The sequence below is a fragment of the Streptomyces sp. So13.3 genome (assembly GCF_005860785.2).
Classification (GTDB): domain Bacteria; phylum Actinomycetota; class Actinomycetes; order Streptomycetales; family Streptomycetaceae; genus Actinacidiphila; species Actinacidiphila fildesensis.
Genome location: NZ_CP048835.1, coordinates 6,902,967 through 6,921,980, shown reverse-complemented (window position 1 = coordinate 6,921,980; position 19,014 = coordinate 6,902,967). Strand labels below are relative to the sequence as shown.

The following is a 19,014-nucleotide window of genomic DNA, read 5'->3' as shown; positions in this document are numbered from 1 at the left end:
GCCTCAGGCCTTGGCCGCGGTGGCCTTGGTCGCCTTCACCGTCTTGGGCGCCGGAACCTCGGCCTTGGCGGGATCGGCCGCCGGACCCGCCGCGTCCGCGCCCGGCTCCACGCCGGGGGCTACGGTCCGGACACCGATGCCGAGCTTGTCCTTGATCTTCTTCTCGATCTCGTCGGCGAGGTCCGGGTTGTCCTTGAGGAAGTTACGGGCGTTCTCCTTGCCCTGGCCGAGCTGGTCGCCCTCGTACGTGTACCAGGCACCGGCCTTGCGGACGAAGCCGTGCTCGACACCCATGTCGATCAGGCCACCCTCCTTGCTGATGCCGTGGCCGTAGAGGATGTCGAACTCCGCCTGCTTGAAGGGCGGTGCGACCTTGTTCTTGACGACCTTGACGCGGGTCCTGTTGCCGACCGCGTCCGTACCGTCCTTGAGCGTCTCGATACGGCGGATGTCGAGTCGTACGGAGGCGTAGAACTTCAGCGCGCGGCCACCGGTGGTGGTCTCCGGCGAGCCGAACATCACACCGATCTTCTCGCGGAGCTGGTTGATGAAGATCGCCGTGGTGTTGGACTGGTGCAGCGCACCGGTGATCTTGCGCAGCGCCTGGCTCATCAGCCGGGCCTGCAGACCCACGTGCGAGTCACCCATCTCGCCCTCGATCTCGGCCCGCGGCACGAGGGCGGCCACGGAGTCGATCACGATGAGGTCGATCGCGCCGGAGCGGACCAGCATGTCCACGATCTCCAGCGCCTGCTCGCCGGTGTCCGGCTGGGAGAGCAGCAGGTTGTCCGTGTCGACACCGAGCGCCTTGGCGTACTCGGGGTCCAGCGCGTGCTCGGCGTCGACGAACGCCACCGTGCCGCCGGCCTTCTGCGCGTTGGCCACCGCGTGCAGCGTGAGGGTGGTCTTGCCGGAGGACTCCGGCCCGTACACCTCCACCACACGGCCACGCGGGATACCGCCGACGCCGAGTGCCACGTCCAGTGCGGTCGACCCGGTGGGGATGACATCAATGGGGTCGTTCGGCTTGTCGCCGAGGCGCATGACCGCGCCCTTGCCGAACTGCCGTTCAATCTGTGCGAGCGCGGCGTCCAGCGCCTTCTCGCGGTCGTTACCTGCCATGGGCTCCACCCGGGATGTTTGAGTCGATCGCTTCACGTCCATGACGCTAGTCCCTGCCACTGACAATGCGCCCGGCCGTCGCTCCGAGCTGTGGAAAACCTCCGCGGATAACCGGCCCGGACCACCCATGAGAATGGATGTTCGATTTTCGTGTCAAGCGACACGCGGGGCCTCAGGGGCGATGGTGCGATGTCTTCTCTCCCCGGGCGGATGTCTCACGTCCGATGCCTTCTCCGCAGCCAGGGCCGCCGCCGCGGCCCGTGCGCCCTCGGGTCCGTCACCTCGTACCGCTTCACGTACGCCCCGAAGAACCCCTGCAGCGTCGCGGTCACCGGGATCGCGACCAGCGCGCCGACCGCCCCCAGCAGCGCGGTACCGGCGACGACCGACCCGAAGGCGACGGCCGGGTGGATGTCCACGGTCTTCGCCGTGATCCGCGGCTGCAGCACGTAGTTCTCGAACTGCTGGTAGACCACGACGAAGCACAGCACCCACAGCGCGTCCCACGGGTCCTCGGTGAACGCGATCAGCATCGGCAGCGCGCCCGCGAGATACGTCCCGACCGTCGGCACGAACTGCGACACCAGCCCCACCCACACCGCCAGCGCCGGGGCGTACGGCACCCCCAGCACCTGCAGCAGGACGTAGTGCGCGACGCCCGACACCAGCGCCATCAGCGCCCGCGAGTAGATGTACCCGCCCGTCTTGGCGACCGCGATCTCCCAGGCCCGCAGCGCCTCCGCTTGCCGCGCCGGCGGCAGCACCGAGCACAGCGCCCGGCGCAGCCGAGGTCCGTCGGCCGCGAAGTAGAACGCGAACAGCACCACGGTGAAGAGCTGGAAGACGCCCCCGAGGACCGTGGCCGACAGCCCCCACATATTGCCCGCGCTGTTCTGCAGGTAGTTGCGCAGCCAGTCGGAGTGCAGCACGTTGTCCTGCAGCTTCCCGACGTCCAGCTTCGTGTGGAAGTTCTGGTTGAGCCACACCACGACGTCGTTCACGTACTGCGGGAAGTTGTCGGCGATCGTCGTGATCTGGTCCACGAGCAGCGAGCCGAGCGCCACCACGAACACCGCGACCGCGACGATCGCCCCCAGCAGGACCAGCCCCGTGGCCACCCCGCGCCGCATCCCGCGCGCCGCCATCCAGTCCACCGCCGGCTCGACGGCCAGCGCGCCGAAGAACGCGATCAGGATGTTGATCAGCAGCCCGGTCACCTGGTGGAACGCCCAGCCGGCCAGTTGGAAGCAGCCCACCAGCACCAGCGCCAGCATCATCGCGCGCGGCAGCCACCGCGGCATCCCCGCACGCGGAGCCGGTGGCTCCTCTTTCTGAACGGTGCTCTCGCCGGTTCCTGACACGAACCCCAGTCTGAACGCGCGGGGCGGAAAGTCCGGGACCAACCCTCCGCGGTCTCAGCGCCGTCCGGCCGGCACATCCATCGCCGTACAGACCGCCCGCCACACGTCCTTGGCCTCCCACCCCGAGTCCAGCGCCTCCCACACCGTCCGCCCGCCGAGCTCCGCCATCACATGATCCCGGGCAAACGAATCCGCATACCCCTCCCCGAACTGCGCCCGCATCCGCTCCCAGAACACCGTCAACTTCATGCGCCCAGTATCCCGCGCCACGAGCGGTGCGAAGGGGGGCGGGCGGACGGGGGCGGGGGGTGGAGCGCGAGGTGCGGGGGGCTGGGGTGGGTGTTGCAATGGCCGCAGGGCCGCCGAGGCCCATTGTGAGGAGAGGTGATGAGCGGCATCCCCATCACGCGGCAGCGCCGGCGGGTTCTGGTGGGATGTCTGCTCCGCTCTGCGGCCTCGGCCGTACTGCTCACCTGGCTGTACTACCTGGCGCCGCTGGACCGCGCGCTCAACGCGACCACTGCCACTCTGCTCGCTCTGGGCCTGATCGCTTTCGGCTGCCTGATCGCCTGGCAGGTGGTCGCCGTCACTCATGCGGCGTATCCCGGGCTGCGCGCCATCGAGGCGCTGGCCACCGCCGTGCCGCTGTTCCTGCTGCTGTTCTCCTCGACGTACTTCCTGGTCGCCAGGGACCGGCCGGCATCGTTCTCGGAGCCACTGAACCGGACCGACGCGCTCTATTTCACCGTCACGGTGTTCGCGACGGTGGGCTTCGGGGACATCTCGCCCGTCACGGAGCTCAGCCGTGTGCTGACCACGGTGCAGATGATCGCCGATCTGATCCTGGTGGGCCTGATCGCGAAAGTTCTCTTCGGCGCGGTCCGGATCGGGCTGCGGCGGCGGGGGACGGCATCGCCCACCCCGTCGGAACTCCCGGAGGACGGCCCATGACGGAACCGAAACCCCGGACGGCGGCAGCCGCGGACGGCGAGGCGCAGCCGGAGGAACCGGACCTGTTGCGGGCCATCCTGCTGACGCCGGGCTACCTCAAGTCGCTCGTCCTCTGCGCCCTCATCGGCATCCCGGTGTCCCTTGCCGCGTTCTGGTTCCTCGTCGGGATGCACCAGCTGGAACACGTGCTGTGGGCCGATATCCCGCATGCCTGGGGCTGGGACACCCCGCCGTGGTGGTGGCCGCTGCCCCTCCTCGCGATCGCCGGTGTCTGTGTCGGCCTGATCGCCACGCGGCTGCCCGGCGGGGGCGGGCACATCCCCGCCTCCGGACTGCACGTCGGAGGCGCGTCGCCCATCGCGCTGCCCGGTGTGCTGCTCGCCGCGATGGCGAGTCTGCCGTTCGGCGCGGTCCTGGGACCCGAGGCGCCGCTGATCGCGCTCGGCAGCGGCCTGGCGCTGCTCTTCAGAAACCTCGCCCGGGGCGCGGCGACCCCGCAGAGCACGGCCCTTCTGGGCGCGGCCGGCGCCGCCGCGGCCATCGCGGCCATCTTCGGCAACCCGCTGATCGCGGCCGTGCTGCTCATCGAGGTGGCGGGGGTCGGTGGTCCACAGCTGTTCGCCGTCATGCTGCCGGCCCTGCTGTCCAGCGGGGTGGGGGCGCTGGTGTTCACCGGCTTCGGACGGTGGACCGGGCTGCAGACCGGCAGCCTGGCGCTGAAGCTGCCCACCCCCTTTCCCCGGCTGGACGCGGGGGACGTCCTCTGGTCGCTGCTCATGGCCGTGGCCATCGGCACCTTCGTGCACCTGGTGCTGGGCGCGGGCCGGCTGACCGCGGCGTTCGTCCCGGTACGGACGTTCCCCCGGACGGTGCTGTGCGCGCTGGGCGCGGCGGGCTGCGCCGCCCTCTACGCGCTGATCACCGACCGCGCGCCCGACGAGGTCGCCTCGTCGGGCCAGAGCACGCTCACCGCGATGGCCGGCGACCCGCACGCCTGGGGGATCGGGGCGCTCGTCGCCGTCCTGCTGTTCAAGGGCACCGCGTACGCGCTCTGTCTCGGCAGCCTGCGAGGCGGCCCCATCTTCCCCGCGCTCTTCCTCGGGGCCGCCGCGGGCGTCCTGTGCGCGCCTCTTCCGGGCCTGGGGCTCATTTCGGCCCTGGCGGCGGGAATGGCGGCCTCGGCGGCCAGCGCCCTGCGGCTGCCGGTCAGCAGTGTGGTGCTCGTGGTCCTGCTGCTCGACAGCTCGGCCATGATGCCGGTCGTGATCCTGGCGGCCGTCGTCGCCTTCGTCACCACGGAGCTGCTGCCGTCCTGGCCCGGGCCGGCACCGCCGACTCCGGTCCCGGCATCGGCTCCCGACCCGACGAAGGCCTGAGGAGCCCGCCGGAATCGTCAACTTCGGGGCGGGAGGATCCCGCACATGGGGGCTTGGGGTCGCACGGCCGGGTGCTCCCTTGTGCCAGGCGTATGCACTGCGGGGAAGGCGCCCTAATGTGCGGACATGCCAGGAACTCCCCTCGCGCGCGCAGAGCACTTCGTGTGGCAGACCGCGCGCGTGCTCGAGCAGCGCAGGTTCACCTTCCACTTCCTCGACGGGTCGGACGCGGCGGCCGAGGCGGTCGAGACCGCGCTGAACGCCTACCGCAACGACGACGGCGGCTTCGGGCACGCCCTGGAGCCGGATCTGCGGGGGCCGGTGAGCCAGCCGTTGCCCACGGCGCACGCGTTGCGCGTGCTCGACGGGATCGGGCGGTGCGGGGGGCAGCGGGCCGAGCGGGTGTGCCGGTATCTGACGGAGGTGTCGACGGCGGAGGGGGCGCTGCCCGCGGTGCATCCGTCGCTGCGGGGCTATCCGGCGGCACCGTGGATCCAGGTCGTCGAGGCCCCGAAGGGCTCCTTGCTGGCGACGGGTCCTGTGGTGGGAACGCTGCACGACAACGGGGTGTGGCACGCGTGGCTGTTCCGGGCCACGGACTTCTGCTGGGCGGCGATCGAGGCACTGGACGCGACGCATCCGTACGAGGTCGAGGCGGCGGTTGCGTTCCTGGACGCCGTCCCCGACCGGGCGCGGGCACGGGACGCGGCACACCGGTTGGGGAAGCTGGTGCGCGAGCAGCAGCTGGTGGTGGTGCTGGATCCGGACCGCGCGGACCGGTATCCGCTGCCCGCCGGATACGCGCCGGGCGAGTACCACTTCGCGTACGACTACGCCCGCGGCCCGGATTCGCTGGCCCGGCAGTGGTTCACCGACGCGGAGCTGGAACGGTCGCTGGACTTCCTGACGGCGGAGCAGGGCGAGGACGGCGGCTGGCCGATGCGCTGGCGCGCATGGGCGCCGGGCACCCGGCTGGAGTGGCGGCCGATCATCACCATCGAGGCCCTGCGGACACTGCGCGCCTACGGCCGCCCCATCATCTGAAACGTGGTCGGGGGGTTCGATCGGCCGGTCAGCGGGTCAGCCGGTCAGGGCCCGTACGGCGGCGGTCACCAGGACCGCCGCACCGATCACGACCAGGAACGGTGCGCGCAGCAGCAGCGCCACCGCCGCCGCGGCGAGCCCGGCCGCGCGGGCGTCGACGACGAGTTTCAGCTCGCTGGTGCTGAACGTCTGCAGCGCGGTGAGAGCGGCGAGCAGAGCGAGCGGGACGAGGGCGGCGAGCCGCTTCACCAGCGGCCGCTCCAGGATCCCGGCGGGCACGGAGAGGCCGAGCAGCTTCACCGCGTAGCAGCCGAAGGCGGTCACACCGATCGCGATCCAGGTGGTCATCGGTCCTTCTCCGTCCGCTGTGCGGTGGTGGTGGCATCGGCGGCGTCCTCGCGTGCCGTCCCGCGGCGTGCGGCGATCAGGACGATCGGTGCGGCGAGTGCCGCGACGAGTACCGGCACTCCGGCGGGCAGCAGCGGCACACAGGCCAGGGCGAGGATGACGGCGAGCCCGGCCACTGTGCGCTCTCGGCGGCCCTTCAACATGGGCGCGAGCAGCGCGAGGAAGACGGCGGGACCTGCCGCGTCCAGCCCCCAGCCGGCCGGGTCGCCCAGCGCGGAGGCGCCGAGCGCGCCCAGGAGCGTGGTCAGGTTCCACAGCAGGTAGATGGTGACGCCGGTGACGGTGAAGCCGACCCGCGCGCTGCGCCGGTCGGGCTGCGCCAGGGTCACGGCGGAGGTCTCGTCGATCACCCACTGGGCGGCGAACGGGCGCACCGCCCGGGGAAGGCGTAGCAGCTGCGACAGCCGCAGCCCGTAGAACGCGTTGCGCGCGCCGAGGAAGAACGCACCGGCGGCCGCCGCGAACGGGCTGCCGCCCGCGCCCAGCGCGCCGACCAGGGCGAACTGCGAGGCGCCGCTGAAGACCAGCAAGGAGAGCGCGCAGGTCTGCGCGACGGTCAGACCGGCCCCGGCCGAGGTCACGCCGAAGGCGAACCCGGACAGGCCGACGGCGACACCGACGGCCAGCGCGTCACGGACCACGGCGGACGTCGGCCTCGTCGCAGGTTCCGGCGCCTGCAACGTCTCCAACGCCTCGGACGCGTCCGAAGACTCCATCGCATCCGAGGACTCCGACCGCTCCGACGGCTCCGACGGCTCCGCCTGAGAACTGTGTATGTGTGCTGCTCGTGTCACTCCACGAACGTTAGGGAGCGAGGTCCTCGCCTGTCTTGTACGTTCTTGCGCGTTCGCGCCGGTAGGCGCCCGGGGGTACACCCACGATGCGGGTGAAGTGCCGGTTCAGATGAGGCTGGTCGGTAAACCCCACCGCGAGTGCCGCTTCGGCGGGCGGGGTCCCGGTGTCGAGCATCCGGCGGGCCGCCCGCACCCGCTCGCCGGTCAGCCAGGCGTGCGGCGGCAGCCCGTAGGCGCTCTTGAACGCGCGCAGCAGCGCGAACGGCTTGGTGCCGAGTTCCGCGGCCAGTTGGTCCAGCGTCGGCGGGCACGCGATCCGCTCGACGAGCAGTTCCCTCGCCCGCCCGGCGGCCAGCGCACCGGCGGACGGCAGCGCGCCCGGCGGGACCGGGTCCGCGCCGTAGCGGCGCAGCAGCCCGGCGACGGCGACCCGCAGCAGGGTGTCGGCCGCGAGCGCGTTGTCGCGTTCCGCGGCGGCGTGGATGTCCGCGATCTGCCGGGCGCAGTCCGGGTCGTCGAGGACGGTGTCGGTGAACGCCGGGGTGCCGTTCCGGCCGGTCGTCTCGGCGGCGACGGCCGCCACCACGTCGATGCTCGGGTAGAGGACGCGGTAGCTCCAGCCGTCCTCGGTCCCCGCGTACGCGGAGTGCGGCGTCTCGGGATTGATGAGGACGACCCCGCCCGCGCCCGCGCGGAGGTCGCCGCCGGGCATGCCGATGCCCTCGACGCCCTTGGTGACCGCCGCAATCACGTATCCGTCGTGGGAGTGCCGGGAGAAGGTGTGGCTGACGTACCGGGCGCGCAGCAGGTCCACGCCCGGCAGCTGCGGATGCTGCCAGTGCCGTGCCTGCTCGGGTGCCGGTTCGCGTCGTGCCATGAACCCATTCTGCGTCCGGGCCTGGAACCCCGCGGAACGGCCCTGGTGCGGGTCCCGGTGCGGCTCCCGGCCCGGGTACCGGCGCAGGACCCGACGCGGGTCCCGGGGCCGTTGTCAGTGGGGCGGGGCAGGATGGGGACATGTCGCGACGGAGCAGTCAGGGCGAGCCGGAACCGGAAGGGGACCCGGCCGCCGCCCTGGAGGCGTTCTCCCCGGCCACCCGAGCGTGGTTCACGGGAGCCTTTCACGCGCCCACCGCCGCCCAGGCCGGTGCCTGGCGGGCGATCGGCGAGGGTTCCGACGTCCTGGTGGTCGCGCCCACCGGCTCCGGCAAGACGCTGGCCGCGTTCCTGGCCTCGCTGGACCGGCTGGCGAGCGTCCCGCCGCCCGCCGAGACCCAGCGCCGCTGCCGGGTGCTGTACGTGTCCCCGCTCAAGGCCCTCGCGGTCGACGTGGAGCGCAACCTGCGCAGCCCGCTCACGGGCCTGCGCCAGGAGTCCGTCCGGCTCGGCCTGCCCGAGCCCGAGGTCCGGGTCGGGATCCGCTCGGGGGACACCCCCGCCGCCGAACGCCGCACCCTGGTCACCCGCCCGCCGGACATCCTGATCACCACCCCCGAGTCGCTCTTCCTGATGCTCACCTCGGCCGCCCGCGAGGCGCTGCGCGGGGTGGAGACGGTGATCCTCGACGAGGTGCACGCCGTCGCGGGCACAAAGCGCGGGGCGCATCTGGCCCTGTCGCTGGAGCGGCTGGACGAGCTGCTCGACCGGCCCGCCCGGCGGATCGGGCTGTCCGCGACGGTCCGGCCGGTCGAGGAGATCGCGCGCTATCTGTCGCCGCAGCGCAAGGTGACGATCGTCCAGCCGGCGTCGCAGAAGAAGTTCGACCTGTCGGTGGTCGTGCCCGTCGAGGACCTGGGCGAGCTCGGCGGCTCCCCCGTCGCGGATCACAGCGGGCCCGCGGCGGGAGCGGAGCAGCGGGCGTCGATCTGGCCGCATGTGGAGGAGCGGATCGCCGATCTGGTGCAGGCGCACCGCTCGACGATCGTGTTCGCCAACTCCCGCCGGCTGGCCGAGCGGCTGTGCAACCGCCTCAACGAGATCGCCTACGAGCGGGCAACCGGTGAACCGCTGCCCGACACCTCGCTGCCCGCCGAGATCATGGCCCAGTCGGGTGCCGCGCAGGGCGCGCCACCCCTGATGGCCCGCGCGCACCACGGGTCGGTGTCCAAGGAGCAGCGCGCACTCGTCGAGGAGGACCTCAAGGCAGGGCGGCTGCCCGCCGTGGTGGCGACGTCCAGCCTGGAACTGGGCATCGACATGGGCGCGGTCGATCTCGTCATCCAGGTGGAGTCGCCGCCGTCCGTCGCCTCCGGGCTGCAGCGCGTCGGCCGGGCCGGTCACCAGGTGGGTGCCGTGTCGACGGGTGTGGTCTTCCCCAAGTACCGCGGTGACCTCGTACAGGCGGCCGTCGTCACCGAGCGGATGCGGACCGGCTCCATCGAGTCCCTGCGCGTGCCGGCGAATCCGCTGGACGTCCTGGCGCAGCAGATCGTCGCCATGACCGCGCTCGACACGTGGGACGTGGACGAGCTGCTCGCCCTGGTGCGCCGGGCCGCGCCCTTCGCGGCGCTCCCGCACTCCGCGTACACGGCCGTGCTCGACATGCTGGGCGGCCGCTACCCCTCCGACGCCTTCGCGGAGCTGCGGCCGCGCATCGTCTGGGACCGGGTGGCGAACACGGTCGCCGGCCGCCCCGGAGCGCAGCGGCTGGCCGTGACCTCCGGCGGCACCATCCCGGACCGCGGGCTGTTCGGTGTCTTCCTGGCCGGCTCCGACCCGAAGAAGGGCGGCGGCCGGGTCGGCGAGCTGGACGAGGAGATGGTCTACGAGTCGCGGGTCGGCGATGTCTTCACGCTGGGCACCACCTCCTGGCGGATCGAGGACATCACCCGCGACCGGGTGCTCGTCACGCCCGCACCCGGGGTGCCGGGCCGGCTCCCCTTCTGGAAGGGCGACCAGCTGGGCCGCCCGCTGGAGCTCGGCCGGGCGGTGGGCGCCTTCGTCCGGGAGGTCGGGCGGCTGGGGCCCGAGGAGGCCCGCGAACGACTGGCCGCGGCCGGGCTCGACACCTGGGCGACGGACAACGTGCTGGCGTATCTGTCGGAGCAGCGGCAGGCCTGCGGTCACATCCCCGACGACCGGACGATCGTCGTGGAGCGGTTCCGCGACGAGCTGGGCGACTGGCGGGTGGTGGTCCACTCCCCCTTCGGCGCGCAGGTGCACGCACCCTGGGCGCTGGCGCTGGGCGCCCGCCTCATGGAGCGCTACGGGCTGGACGCCCAGGTGATGCACGCCGACGACGGCATCGTGCTGCGACTGCCGGACGCCGACCTCATGGGCCTCGACCTGCTCGACAACGACACGGGCAACGGCACCGGCAGCGACTACACCGGCGCCGACCCGGTCCGGGCGGGCACCGAGTTCGACAGCGACCAGTCGCCGGTCGGCGCCGCGGACGTCGCCTTCGACAAGGGCGAGGTCGAGCAGCTGGTCACCGACCAGGTCGGCGGCTCCGCCCTGTTCGCCTCCCGCTTCCGCGAGTGCGCTGCCCGCGCCCTGCTGCTGCCCCGGCGCTCCCCCGGCAAGCGCACTCCGCTGTGGCAACAGCGCCAGCGCGCCGCCCAGCTCCTCCAGGTCGCCTCGGACTTCGGCTCCTTCCCGATCGTCCTCGAAGCGGTCCGCGAGTGTCTGCAGGACGTCTTCGACGTGCCCGGGCTCGTCGAGCTCATGGGCGACATCGAGGCGCGCCGGGTGCGGTTGGTGGAGGTCACGACACCCGAGCCCTCCCCCTTCGCCCGCTCGCTGCTCTTCGGCTACGTCGCACAGTTCCTCTACGAGGGTGACTCGCCGCTCGCCGAGCGCCGCGCCGCCGCCCTGTCGCTGGACTCCCGGCTGCTGGCGGAGCTGCTGGGCCAGGCCGAGCTGCGCGAGCTGCTGGACGGCGATGTCCTGGCCGAGCTGGAGCAGGAGCTGCAATGGCTGACGGAGGACCGCCGGGTCAAGGACGCCGAAGGCGTCGCCGACCTGCTGCGGCTCCTCGGACCGCTCACCGAGGCCGAGTTGGCGGCGCGCGGTGCCGAGCCGGGCTGGGCGGCGCAGCTGGAGTCGGCGCGCCGCGCGATCCGGGTCCGGATCGCCGGCGGCGAGCACTGGGCGGCGGTCGAGGACGCCGGGCGGCTGCGGGACGCACTGGGCACGGCGCTGCCCGTCGGAGTCCCCGAAGCCTTCACCGAGCCGGTCAAGGACCCGCTCGGCGATCTGCTCGCCCGCTTCGCCCGCACCCACGGCCCGTTCACCTCCGTCGAGGCCGCACGGCGCTTCGGTCTCGGCACGGCCGTGGTGGACGGTCTGCTGCAGCGGCTGGCCGCGGGCGGCCGTGTCGTCCAGGGCGAGTTCCGGCCGGGCGGCGCGGGCCACGAATGGTGCGACGCGGCGGTGCTGCGCCGGCTGCGGCGCCGCTCGCTGGCCGCGCTGCGGCACGAGGTCGAACCGGTGCCGCCCGCCACCCTCGCCACGTTCCTCCCCCAGTGGCAGCACGTCGGCACCCACAGCCTGCGCGGTATCGACGGGCTGGTCCGTGCCGTCGAGCAACTGCAGGGCGCCGAGGTGCCCGCCTCCGCGCTGGAGAAGCTCGTCCTGCCGTCCCGGGTCTCCGGCTACACCCCGGCGATGCTGGACGAGCTGACCGCCTCCGGCGAGGTCCTGTGGTCCGGTGCGGGGGCGCTGCCCGGCAAGGACGGCTGGGTCTCGCTCCATCTCGCCGACACCGCGCCGCTGCTGCTCAAGGAGCCCCAGCCGCTCGAACTCTCCCCGCTGCACCAGGCCGTCCTCGGCGCGCTGTCCGGCGGCTACGGGCTGTTCTTCCGGCAGATCGCCGACCAGGTGCGGGCCGCGGGCGAGGCCCCGTCCGACCCCGAGCTGGCGGACGCCGTCTGGGATCTGGCGTGGTCCGGCCGGCTCACCAACGACACCCTGGCACCGCTGCGCGCCCTGCTCGGTTCCGGGCGCACCGCCGGATCCACCGCGCACCGCGCACCGCGTTCGGTCCCCCGTGGTCGCTACGGCTCCCTCACCGGCCGGGCGCCGCGCGCGACCGCGTCCCGCACCGGGCCCCCGACGACGGCGGGCCGCTGGTCGCTCGTCCCGCCCCCGGAGTCCGACCCGACGCTGCGCGCCCACGCCCTGGTCCACACCCTGCTGGACCGCCATGGTGTGGTCACGCGCGGGGCGGTCGCCGCCGAAGGCGTCGAGGGCGGCTTCTCCGCCGCCTACCGGGTGCTGTCGGCCTTCGAGGAGACCGGCCAGACCCGGCGGGGATACGTGGTCGAAGGGCTCGGTGCCGCGCAGTTCGCGATGGACGGCGCGGTGGACCGGCTCCGCGCCATCAACACCGCCCGCGACCGCGAGGAAGGCGCCCGCACCGGACAGCGGGCCGTCGTCCTCGCCGCCGCCGACCCCGCCAACGCGTACGGCGCCGCCCTGCCCTGGCCGGCACAGCCCGACGGCGTCACCCACAAGCCGGGCCGCAAGGCGGGCGCCCTGGTGGTCCTCGTCGACGGTGAGCTGGCCCTGTACGTGGAACGCGGCGGGAAGACGCTGCTCGCCTGGCCCGACGAGGAGGAGCGGCTGCGCGCTGCCGCGGACGCCCTGGCGCTGGCGGTCCGGGAGGGCGCGCTCGGCCGGCTCACCGTGGAGCGCACCAACGGGGAGTCGGCCCTCACCTCACCGCTGGGCCGCGCCCTGGAGACCGCGGGCTTCCACGCCACTCCGCGCGGTCTGCGACTGCGGGGATGATGGGGAGGTGCCCGAAGGAGACACGGTCTGGCTGACCGCACGCCGGCTCGACGAGGCCCTGGCGGGCCGGTCCCTCGTCCGCGCCGACCTGCGCGTGCCGCAGCTCGCCACCACTGACCTCACGGACCGCCGCGTCACCGAGGTGGTCGCGCGCGGCAAGCATCTGATGACGCGCTTCGACGGCGGTCTGACGCTCCACTCCCATCTGCGTATGGACGGCTCCTGGCATCTGTACGGGCCGGGTGACCGGTGGCGCGGCGGCCCCCTCCACCAGGTCCGCGCCGTGCTGGAGACACCCGCGCGGGTGGCGGTCGGCTACCGGCTGCCGGTGCTGGAACTGCTGCCCACCGCCGAGGAGGACAGCGTCGTCGGCCATCTCGGACCCGATCTGCTGGGCCCGGACTGGGATCCGGCCGAGGCCGCGGCGCGGCTGCGCGCCGAGCCCGCCCGGCCGGTCGGCGAGGCCCTCCTGGACCAGCGCAATCTGGCGGGCGTCGGCAACGTCTACGTGTCGGAGCTCTGCTTCCTGCGCGGCATCACCCCCTGGACGCCGGTCGGCGAGGCCGGGCCGGAGAAGCTGGTGGTGCTCGCCAAGAAACTGCTGGAGGCGAACAAGGCCCGCCCCGGCCACATCACCACCGGGGACCTGCGGCGCGGCCGCACCCACTGGGTGTACGGCAGGAAGCACCGGCCGTGCCTGCGCTGCGGCACCGCCGTCCGCGTCGGACAGCACGGACCACCGGAACGGGCCCGCGTCGCGTACTGGTGTCCGCGCTGCCAGCGAGGTCCGCACCCGCACGATAATTGACGGACCGTCAGATACAGTCGTACCGTCGCGTCATGCCCATGAAGGCGTACGACCTCACCGGACGCACCGCACTGGTCACCGGCGCCGCGAGCGGGATCGGCCGCGCGTCCGCCGTTCTGCTGGCCGAGGCCGGCGCCACCGTCGTCTGCGCGGACCGCGACGGCCCCGGCGTGCGGGAGACCGCGGAACTGATCGAGAAGGCCGGCGGCGCCGCCCGCGCCCGGCAGCTGGACGTCACCGACCGGGCCCAGATCGCCGAGACCGTCGCCGAGACGGTCCGCGACCACGGGCGGCTGGACGTCCTGGCGGCCATCGCCGGGATCATGCACAGCAGCAGCGTCCTGGAGACGGACGACGCCGATCTGGACCGCGTCCTCGGCGTCAACTTCAAGGGCGTGCTGCACAGCGCCCAGGAGGCGGCACGCGCCATGACCGCCCAGCGGTCCGGCAGCATCATCACGATGGCCTCCGGCGCGATCGACACCGGCGCCCGCGGGCTGCTCTGCTACAGCGTCTCCAAAGCCGCCGTCGTGCAGCTCACCAGAACCCTGGCGACCGAACTCGGTCCGCTCGGCATCCGCGCCAACGCCATCGCCCCGGGGTTCATCCGCACCCCGATGACCTCCCACTACGGGACGGGGTCCGACGGATCCTTCGACGAGGCCGCCCAGGCGCGCGCCGAGGCGTCGCTCGTGCGGATGGCGCCGCTGGGGCGGGTCGGCACCCCCGAGGACGTGGCGGGGTCCGTGCTCTTCCTCGCCTCCGACGCCTCGGCCTTCACCACCGGCCAGATCCTCCGGCCGAACGGCGGAGTGGCGATGCCCTGGTAGCGGCCGCGCCGGGTTCGGGCAGCGGTGCGCGGTACGGCGTGCAGCGGTATCAGGCCCAGCCCCCAGCCGCCCGCTGTCACGGCACTCTCGAAGGGCCCGGCCCGGTCGGGCTGCACGGCGAGCCGCAGCGCGGCCCACCACCACAGGACGCCCAGGCCCAGCGCGACGGTCCAGCGGACCGCCCTGCGGGACCACAGACTCCGGATGACCTGGAGCTGGAGCACGCGCATGGCCGCCTCCTTCGGAACCCCGAGGTTGCGGCGGAGAGCCCCGGGAGGCTCTCCGTACCAGGGTGCGATGCCCGGTTCCCAAGATCGCTAGCCCTCTGCCGCCGCCCCCGCCCGGACGTTCACCCGATGGGAGCAGCGCATCGCCACTGCCTGCGACGATGCATCAACGCAACGTGACGAGCCGCCCATCGTAGACCGCTCAGGACCACGGGCACCAGGGCGTACGAGGCGCGCGGGGCGCGCAGCCCGGGGCACGCGGGGCGCAGGAGGCCCCTGGGGCGCCCCGAGCGGCCCGCGCCGCCACCCCCTAAGCACCCGACCGCCCCCGAGCGCCACAGGCGCCCGCCGAGCGCAGCGCCGGCGCTTCCCGCTACACGTTCTCCGCCTGGAACATCCAGTGGAACTTCTCCAGGTCCGCCGTGAGCCCGATGATGATGTCCTGCGTGACCGGGTCGGCGTCCCCCGTCGTCCCGATGCGCTCCCGCATCCGCTCGATCACCGAGTCGAGTGCCGCGATGAGGATGCCCACCGCCTGCGTGTCCTTGATCCAGCCGTCGGTGACCGTGTCGATCCCGCTGGTCTTCGAGACCGTGTCGGCCCGCCCGTCCGCCGTGACGCCGATCGCGGAGGCCCGCTCCGCCACCGTGTCGGCGTGCAGCCTGGCGGTGTCGACGACCTCGTCGAGCTGCAGATGGACCGAGCGGAAGCGCGGGCCCACCACGGTCCAGTGGACCTGCTTGGACACCAGCGCCAGATCCACGAGATCCACCAGAGCGCCCTGCAGCGCCTCACTGACGATCTTGCGGTGCTTCTCGGACAGCGGGCTCTTGACGACACTCATGCGGAATCCTCCTACTGGCGACGGGCCTGACGAATAGTCCGTTAAGCCCTGTTAACTCCGTATCGCCTACCCTGCCTCGTCCCGCTGTGCCTGGCAAAAGAGCGGGACCCCGGTCGGCAGTGCCGACCGGGGTCCCGGTGCAAGAACTTCTGGAGTGACGGGCGGCTCAGGCCGCGACCACGTCAACGGCCTCAGCGGGCGCCTTCGGCGCCTTGATGGTGACCCGCTCGGTCGTCACGGATGTGACGGAGGTCACCGCACCCAACAGTGGTCGCATCGGCGCCGCAGGAGTCTCGGACGCCGCCGACTGGGCCAGCTCCGCGAGCGACAGATCATCGCTGACCTCGCGCATCACCTCGGACATCGGGACGTCCAGCGCGTCGCAGATCGCGGAGAGCAGCTCGGAGGATGCCTCCTTCTGCCCTCGCTCCACTTCGGACAGATAGCCCAGGGACACCCGGGCGGAAGAGGAGACCTCACGCAGAGTGCGGCCCTGACGTTGGCGCTGCCGACGCAGCACGTCACCCAACAGGCGACGGAGCAGGATCATCGGTGGCTCCCTCCTCGGACCGCGAATCCGGATCCTTCTTGCCCCACCGTACCGCCTCGGGCACCGGCCGTGCGGGGAGCGATGACGTGTTCACTCAGGGCTGCAAACATCCCTTGCCCCCGTCTTCTTCCCTATCCTTCGCCCGCACCCCGGTCGTGAGGGACGGCACCCCTGTCGCGCGGGACGGCACCCCTGTTGTGAGGGACCGCTCCAGCAGAGCGAGTGCGGCGGTCACGCTGGCGGCACGGATCCCGGAGCGGCTGCCCTCCAGCCGCAGCGGGTCGACCGCCGAGCCTCCGGGACCGGCCACCGCCACGTACACCGTGCCGACCGGCTGCCCGTCCTGCGGATCCGGTCCCGCGACACCGGTGGTGGCCACGCCCCAGTCGGCTTCCAGTCTGCTCCGCACACCCTCGGCCATCTCGAGGGCCACCTGAGGGTCGACCGCTCCTCGATCGGCCAGCAGTGCGGCGTCCACGCCGAGCAGTACGTGCTTGAGTTCCGTCGCGTAGGCCGTCACCGAGCCGCGGAAGGTCCGGGAGGCTCCGGGGACGGACGTCAGCTCCGCGGCCAGCAGACCGCCGGTCAGCGACTCGGCGACCGCCAGGGTGAGCCCCCGGCCGTCGAGCAGTCGCAACACCTCGGCAGCTGTCATCCGTTCTGGTGACTCTGCCGCCGCGGGGAGGTCCGCTGTTCGCGCTCCGGATCCTGTCCGTGCTCCGGTTCCGCGTCCACCGTGGCCCGGAGATCAGACGTGGCCCGGAGATCAGACGCGGCCCGCAGGCCGGGTTCGGCCGGCGGTTCGGCCTGGGCGGCCGCGCGCTCGCGCTGCGCGGCGAGGCCGGCCCGGCGCAGCACGACGGCCTGCCGGATGTAGTCGAGCCCGGTGAGGACGGTCAGCACGACGGCCGCGGCCATCGCCCAGGCCCGCAGCGTCGCCAGCGGCCCGGTGAGAGCCAGGATGTACATGCCGACCGCGATGCCCTGGGTCAGCGTCTTGAGCTTGCCGCCGCGGCTGGCCGGGATCACTCCGTGCCGGATCACCCAGAAGCGCATCAGCGTGATGCCGATCTCCCGGAAGAGGATCACTCCGGTCACCCACCACGGCAGGTCGCCCAGCGCGGACAGCCCGACGAGCGCGGCGCCCATGATCGCCTTGTCGGCGATGGGGTCGGCGATCTTGCCGAAGTCGGTGACCAGCCCGTAGCGCCGGGCCAGTTCCCCGTCGAAGAGGTCGGTGATCATCGCGATGGCGAACGCCGCCCAGGCGAACGAACGCCAGGCGGGGTCGTGGCCGCCGTCGTGGATCAGCAGCATGACGAAGCCGGGAACCAGCACCAGCCGCATCATCGTGAGCAGGTTGGCGATGTTCCAGAGCCCGGCCTGGCCGACCACAGGATCGCCCATGTGGTCCGGGGTGGCCGCGGCCGGCACGGGGACTCCGGTCATCTGCCCACCTCCTCCACAGAACAGTCGCCCCCGGTCAGGGGTTCCGCGATGAGGTCGACACCTTCGGTGTCGATCACCTTCGCGGTTACCATCATGCCCGGCTTCAGCCCCTCGCAGGAGGTCAGCGTGGTCGATCCGTCCGTTTCCGGCGCCTGGTGGTCGGCGCGGCCGACCGCCTCGCCGGTCTCCTCGTCGATGGATTCGACCAGCACCCGCACGGTGGAGCCGAGCCGCTCCAGGGCGCGCTGCGCGGTCAGCTCCTCGGCGAGACGCGACACGCGCGCCAGCCGCCGGGCGACGGTGTCCTCGTCGAGCTTGTCCCCGTAGCCGGCCGCTTCGGTGCCGTCCTCGTCCGAGTACCCGAAGACCCCGATGGCGTCGAGCCGCGCGGAGCTGAGGAAGCGTTCCAGCTCCTCCAGGTCCGCCTCGGTCTCGCCGGGGAAGCCGACGATGAAGTTGGAGCGGACGCCGGCCTCCGGGGCCTTGCCGCGGATGGTGCCGAGCAGTTCCAGGAAGCTCTCGGTGCTGCCGAAGCGGCGCATCGCGCGCAGCACGCCGGGCGCCGAGTGCTGGAACGAGAGGTCGAAGTACGGCATGACCTTGTCGGTCGAGGTCAGGGCGTCGATCAGGCCGGGGCGCATCTCGGCGGGCTGCAGGTAGCTGACCCGGATCCGCTCGATGCCCGGGACGGCCGCCAGCTCCGGCAGCAGCGTCTCCAGCAGCCGGATGTCGCCGAGGTCCTTGCCGTAAGAGGTGTTGTTCTCGCTGACCAGCATGACCTCGCTGACGCCCTGGTCGGCGAGCCAGCGCGTCTCGCCGAGGACATCGGAGGGGCGGCGGGAGATGAACGAGCCACGGAAGGACGGGATGGCGCAGAACGAGCAGCGGCGGTCGCAGCCGGAGGCCAGCTTCACCGAGGCGACCGGGCTGTTGTCCAGGCGGCGGCGCAGCGGCGCGCGGGGCCCCGAGGCGGGGGCGACGCCCTCGGGGAGGTCGGCCGGCGCGGGGGCCGGGGCCTCCTGCGCGTGGCCGGGCAGCGCCACCGTGGCGCCCTGCCGCTCGGCGGGGCTGATCGGCAGCAGCTTGCGGCGGTCGCGCGGGGTGTGCGAGGCGTGCACGCCACCGGAGAGGATGGTCTGGAGGCGGTCGGAGATGTCCGTGTAGTCGTCGAAGCCGAGCACCGCGTCGGCCTCGGGCAGGGCCTCGGAGAGCTCCTTGCCGTACCGCTCGGCCATGCAGCCGACCGCGACGACCGCCTGGGTGCGGCCATGACCCTTGAGGTCATTGGCCTCCAGGAGGGCGTCCACGGAGTCCTTCTTGGCGGCGTCGACGAAGCCGCAGGTGTTGACCACGGCGACGTCGGCGTCCGCGGCGTCATCCACCAGCTGCCAGCCGTCCGCCGCCAGACGGCCGGCGAGCTCCTCGGAATCCACCTCATTGCGGGCGCAGCCGAGCGTGACAAGGGCGACGGTACGGGGTTCGGGCATAGGCTCAGCCTACTTTGTCCCAGCCGTCCC

At 72.6% G+C, this 19,014-nt stretch carries 17 protein-coding genes and 1 pseudogene; 6 read left to right on the top strand and 12 right to left on the bottom strand.

Features of this window, described 5'->3' with window-relative positions; genetic code table 11:
• Nucleotides 1-3: 3 nt before the first annotated feature.
• From recA to C8250_RS30975, 3 genes are all read right to left on the bottom strand, one after another.
• Entirely contained in the window at nucleotides 4-1,122 is a 1,119-nt protein-coding gene (gene recA, locus C8250_RS30985; protein ID WP_138358567.1) for a recombinase RecA, read from the bottom strand.
• A gap of 215 nt (nucleotides 1,123-1,337) precedes the next feature.
• Nucleotides 1,338-2,483, bottom strand: a complete 1,146-nt coding sequence (locus tag C8250_RS30980) for an AI-2E family transporter (RefSeq protein WP_244809464.1) — start codon at nucleotides 2,481-2,483, stop codon at nucleotides 1,338-1,340.
• 54 nt (nucleotides 2,484-2,537) lie between these two features.
• Nucleotides 2,538-2,732 (bottom strand): DUF3046 domain-containing protein, encoded by a 195-nt coding sequence (locus C8250_RS30975; protein WP_138358569.1) that lies wholly within the window; start codon nucleotides 2,730-2,732, stop codon nucleotides 2,538-2,540.
• A gap of 138 nt (nucleotides 2,733-2,870) precedes the next feature.
• Between C8250_RS30975 and C8250_RS30970 the strand changes: the two genes are divergently transcribed.
• The 3 genes from C8250_RS30970 (at nucleotide 2,871) to C8250_RS30960 (ending at nucleotide 5,854) form a co-directional block, all read left to right on the top strand.
• Entirely contained in the window at nucleotides 2,871-3,434 is a 564-nt protein-coding gene (locus tag C8250_RS30970; RefSeq protein WP_138358571.1) for a potassium channel family protein, read from the top strand.
• Nucleotides 3,431-4,810 carry a chloride channel protein gene (locus C8250_RS30965; protein ID WP_138358573.1) on the top strand — a complete coding sequence of 460 codons (1,380 nt, stop codon included), beginning with the start codon at nucleotides 3,431-3,433 and terminating at the stop codon, nucleotides 4,808-4,810. Before C8250_RS30970 ends, C8250_RS30965 begins: the two co-directional genes overlap by 4 nt.
• A 126-nt stretch (nucleotides 4,811-4,936) precedes the next feature.
• Entirely contained in the window at nucleotides 4,937-5,854 is a 918-nt protein-coding gene (locus C8250_RS30960; RefSeq protein ID WP_138358575.1) for a hypothetical protein, read from the top strand.
• A 36-nt stretch (nucleotides 5,855-5,890) separates the two neighbouring features.
• Here C8250_RS30960 and C8250_RS30955 read toward each other — a convergent pair whose 3' ends face one another.
• The 3 genes from C8250_RS30955 to C8250_RS30945 form a co-directional block, all read right to left on the bottom strand.
• The gene (locus tag C8250_RS30955; protein ID WP_138358577.1) at nucleotides 5,891-6,202 is read right to left on the bottom strand and encodes an AzlD domain-containing protein; all 312 of its coding nucleotides are present in this window, start codon (nucleotides 6,200-6,202) and stop codon (nucleotides 5,891-5,893) included.
• Complete coding sequence (locus C8250_RS30950) at nucleotides 6,199-6,978, bottom strand: AzlC family ABC transporter permease (RefSeq protein WP_138358579.1); 780 nt, start codon at nucleotides 6,976-6,978, stop codon at nucleotides 6,199-6,201. The genes C8250_RS30955 and C8250_RS30950 overlap by 4 nt, the downstream gene beginning before the upstream one ends.
• A gap of 88 nt (nucleotides 6,979-7,066) precedes the next feature.
• Nucleotides 7,067-7,933 carry an AraC family transcriptional regulator gene (locus C8250_RS30945; protein WP_138358581.1) on the bottom strand — a complete coding sequence of 289 codons (867 nt, stop codon included), beginning with the start codon at nucleotides 7,931-7,933 and terminating at the stop codon, nucleotides 7,067-7,069.
• A gap of 140 nt (nucleotides 7,934-8,073) precedes the next feature.
• On the opposite strand from C8250_RS30945, the gene C8250_RS30940 reads away from it, so the two are divergent.
• Genes C8250_RS30940 through C8250_RS30930 form a run of 3 tightly spaced genes read left to right on the top strand, consistent with a single transcriptional unit; the run spans nucleotide 8,074 to nucleotide 14,427 of the window.
• Nucleotides 8,074-12,789 carry a DEAD/DEAH box helicase gene (locus C8250_RS30940; protein ID WP_138358583.1) on the top strand — a complete coding sequence of 1,572 codons (4,716 nt, stop codon included), beginning with the start codon at nucleotides 8,074-8,076 and terminating at the stop codon, nucleotides 12,787-12,789.
• A gap of 7 nt (nucleotides 12,790-12,796) precedes the next feature.
• Nucleotides 12,797-13,597: a DNA-formamidopyrimidine glycosylase family protein gene (locus tag C8250_RS30935; protein WP_138358585.1), complete on the top strand. Its 801-nt coding sequence runs from the start codon at nucleotides 12,797-12,799 to the stop codon at nucleotides 13,595-13,597.
• Nucleotides 13,598-13,629: 32 nt separating this feature from the next.
• Nucleotides 13,630-14,427, top strand: coding sequence for an SDR family NAD(P)-dependent oxidoreductase (locus C8250_RS30930; protein WP_138358587.1), 798 nt, complete (start codon nucleotides 13,630-13,632; stop codon nucleotides 14,425-14,427).
• On the opposite strand, the pseudogene C8250_RS43790 reads toward C8250_RS30930, so the two are convergent.
• From C8250_RS43790 to rimO, 6 genes and pseudogenes are all read right to left on the bottom strand, one after another.
• Nucleotides 14,375-14,657, bottom strand: a pseudogene (locus tag C8250_RS43790) (hypothetical protein). The gene C8250_RS30930 and the pseudogene C8250_RS43790 overlap by 53 nt on opposite strands.
• A 370-nt stretch (nucleotides 14,658-15,027) precedes the next feature.
• Nucleotides 15,028-15,498: a DNA starvation/stationary phase protection protein gene (locus C8250_RS30925; protein WP_138358950.1), complete on the bottom strand. Its 471-nt coding sequence runs from the start codon at nucleotides 15,496-15,498 to the stop codon at nucleotides 15,028-15,030.
• 166 nt (nucleotides 15,499-15,664) lie between these two features.
• The gene (locus C8250_RS30920; RefSeq protein WP_138358948.1) at nucleotides 15,665-16,048 is read right to left on the bottom strand and encodes a helix-turn-helix transcriptional regulator; all 384 of its coding nucleotides are present in this window, start codon (nucleotides 16,046-16,048) and stop codon (nucleotides 15,665-15,667) included.
• Between the two features lie 94 nt (nucleotides 16,049-16,142).
• Nucleotides 16,143-16,703 (bottom strand): CinA family protein, encoded by a 561-nt coding sequence (locus tag C8250_RS30915; RefSeq protein ID WP_138358946.1) that lies wholly within the window; start codon nucleotides 16,701-16,703, stop codon nucleotides 16,143-16,145.
• A complete protein-coding gene (pgsA, locus tag C8250_RS30910) occupies nucleotides 16,700-17,455 on the bottom strand; it encodes a CDP-diacylglycerol--glycerol-3-phosphate 3-phosphatidyltransferase (RefSeq protein WP_232485540.1) in 756 nt (251 codons plus the stop codon). Before pgsA ends, C8250_RS30915 begins: the two co-directional genes overlap by 4 nt.
• Before the next feature lie 38 nt (nucleotides 17,456-17,493).
• Nucleotides 17,494-18,984: a 30S ribosomal protein S12 methylthiotransferase RimO gene (gene rimO, locus C8250_RS30905; RefSeq protein ID WP_138358942.1), complete on the bottom strand. Its 1,491-nt coding sequence runs from the start codon at nucleotides 18,982-18,984 to the stop codon at nucleotides 17,494-17,496.
• Nucleotides 18,985-19,014 lie beyond the last annotated feature (30 nt).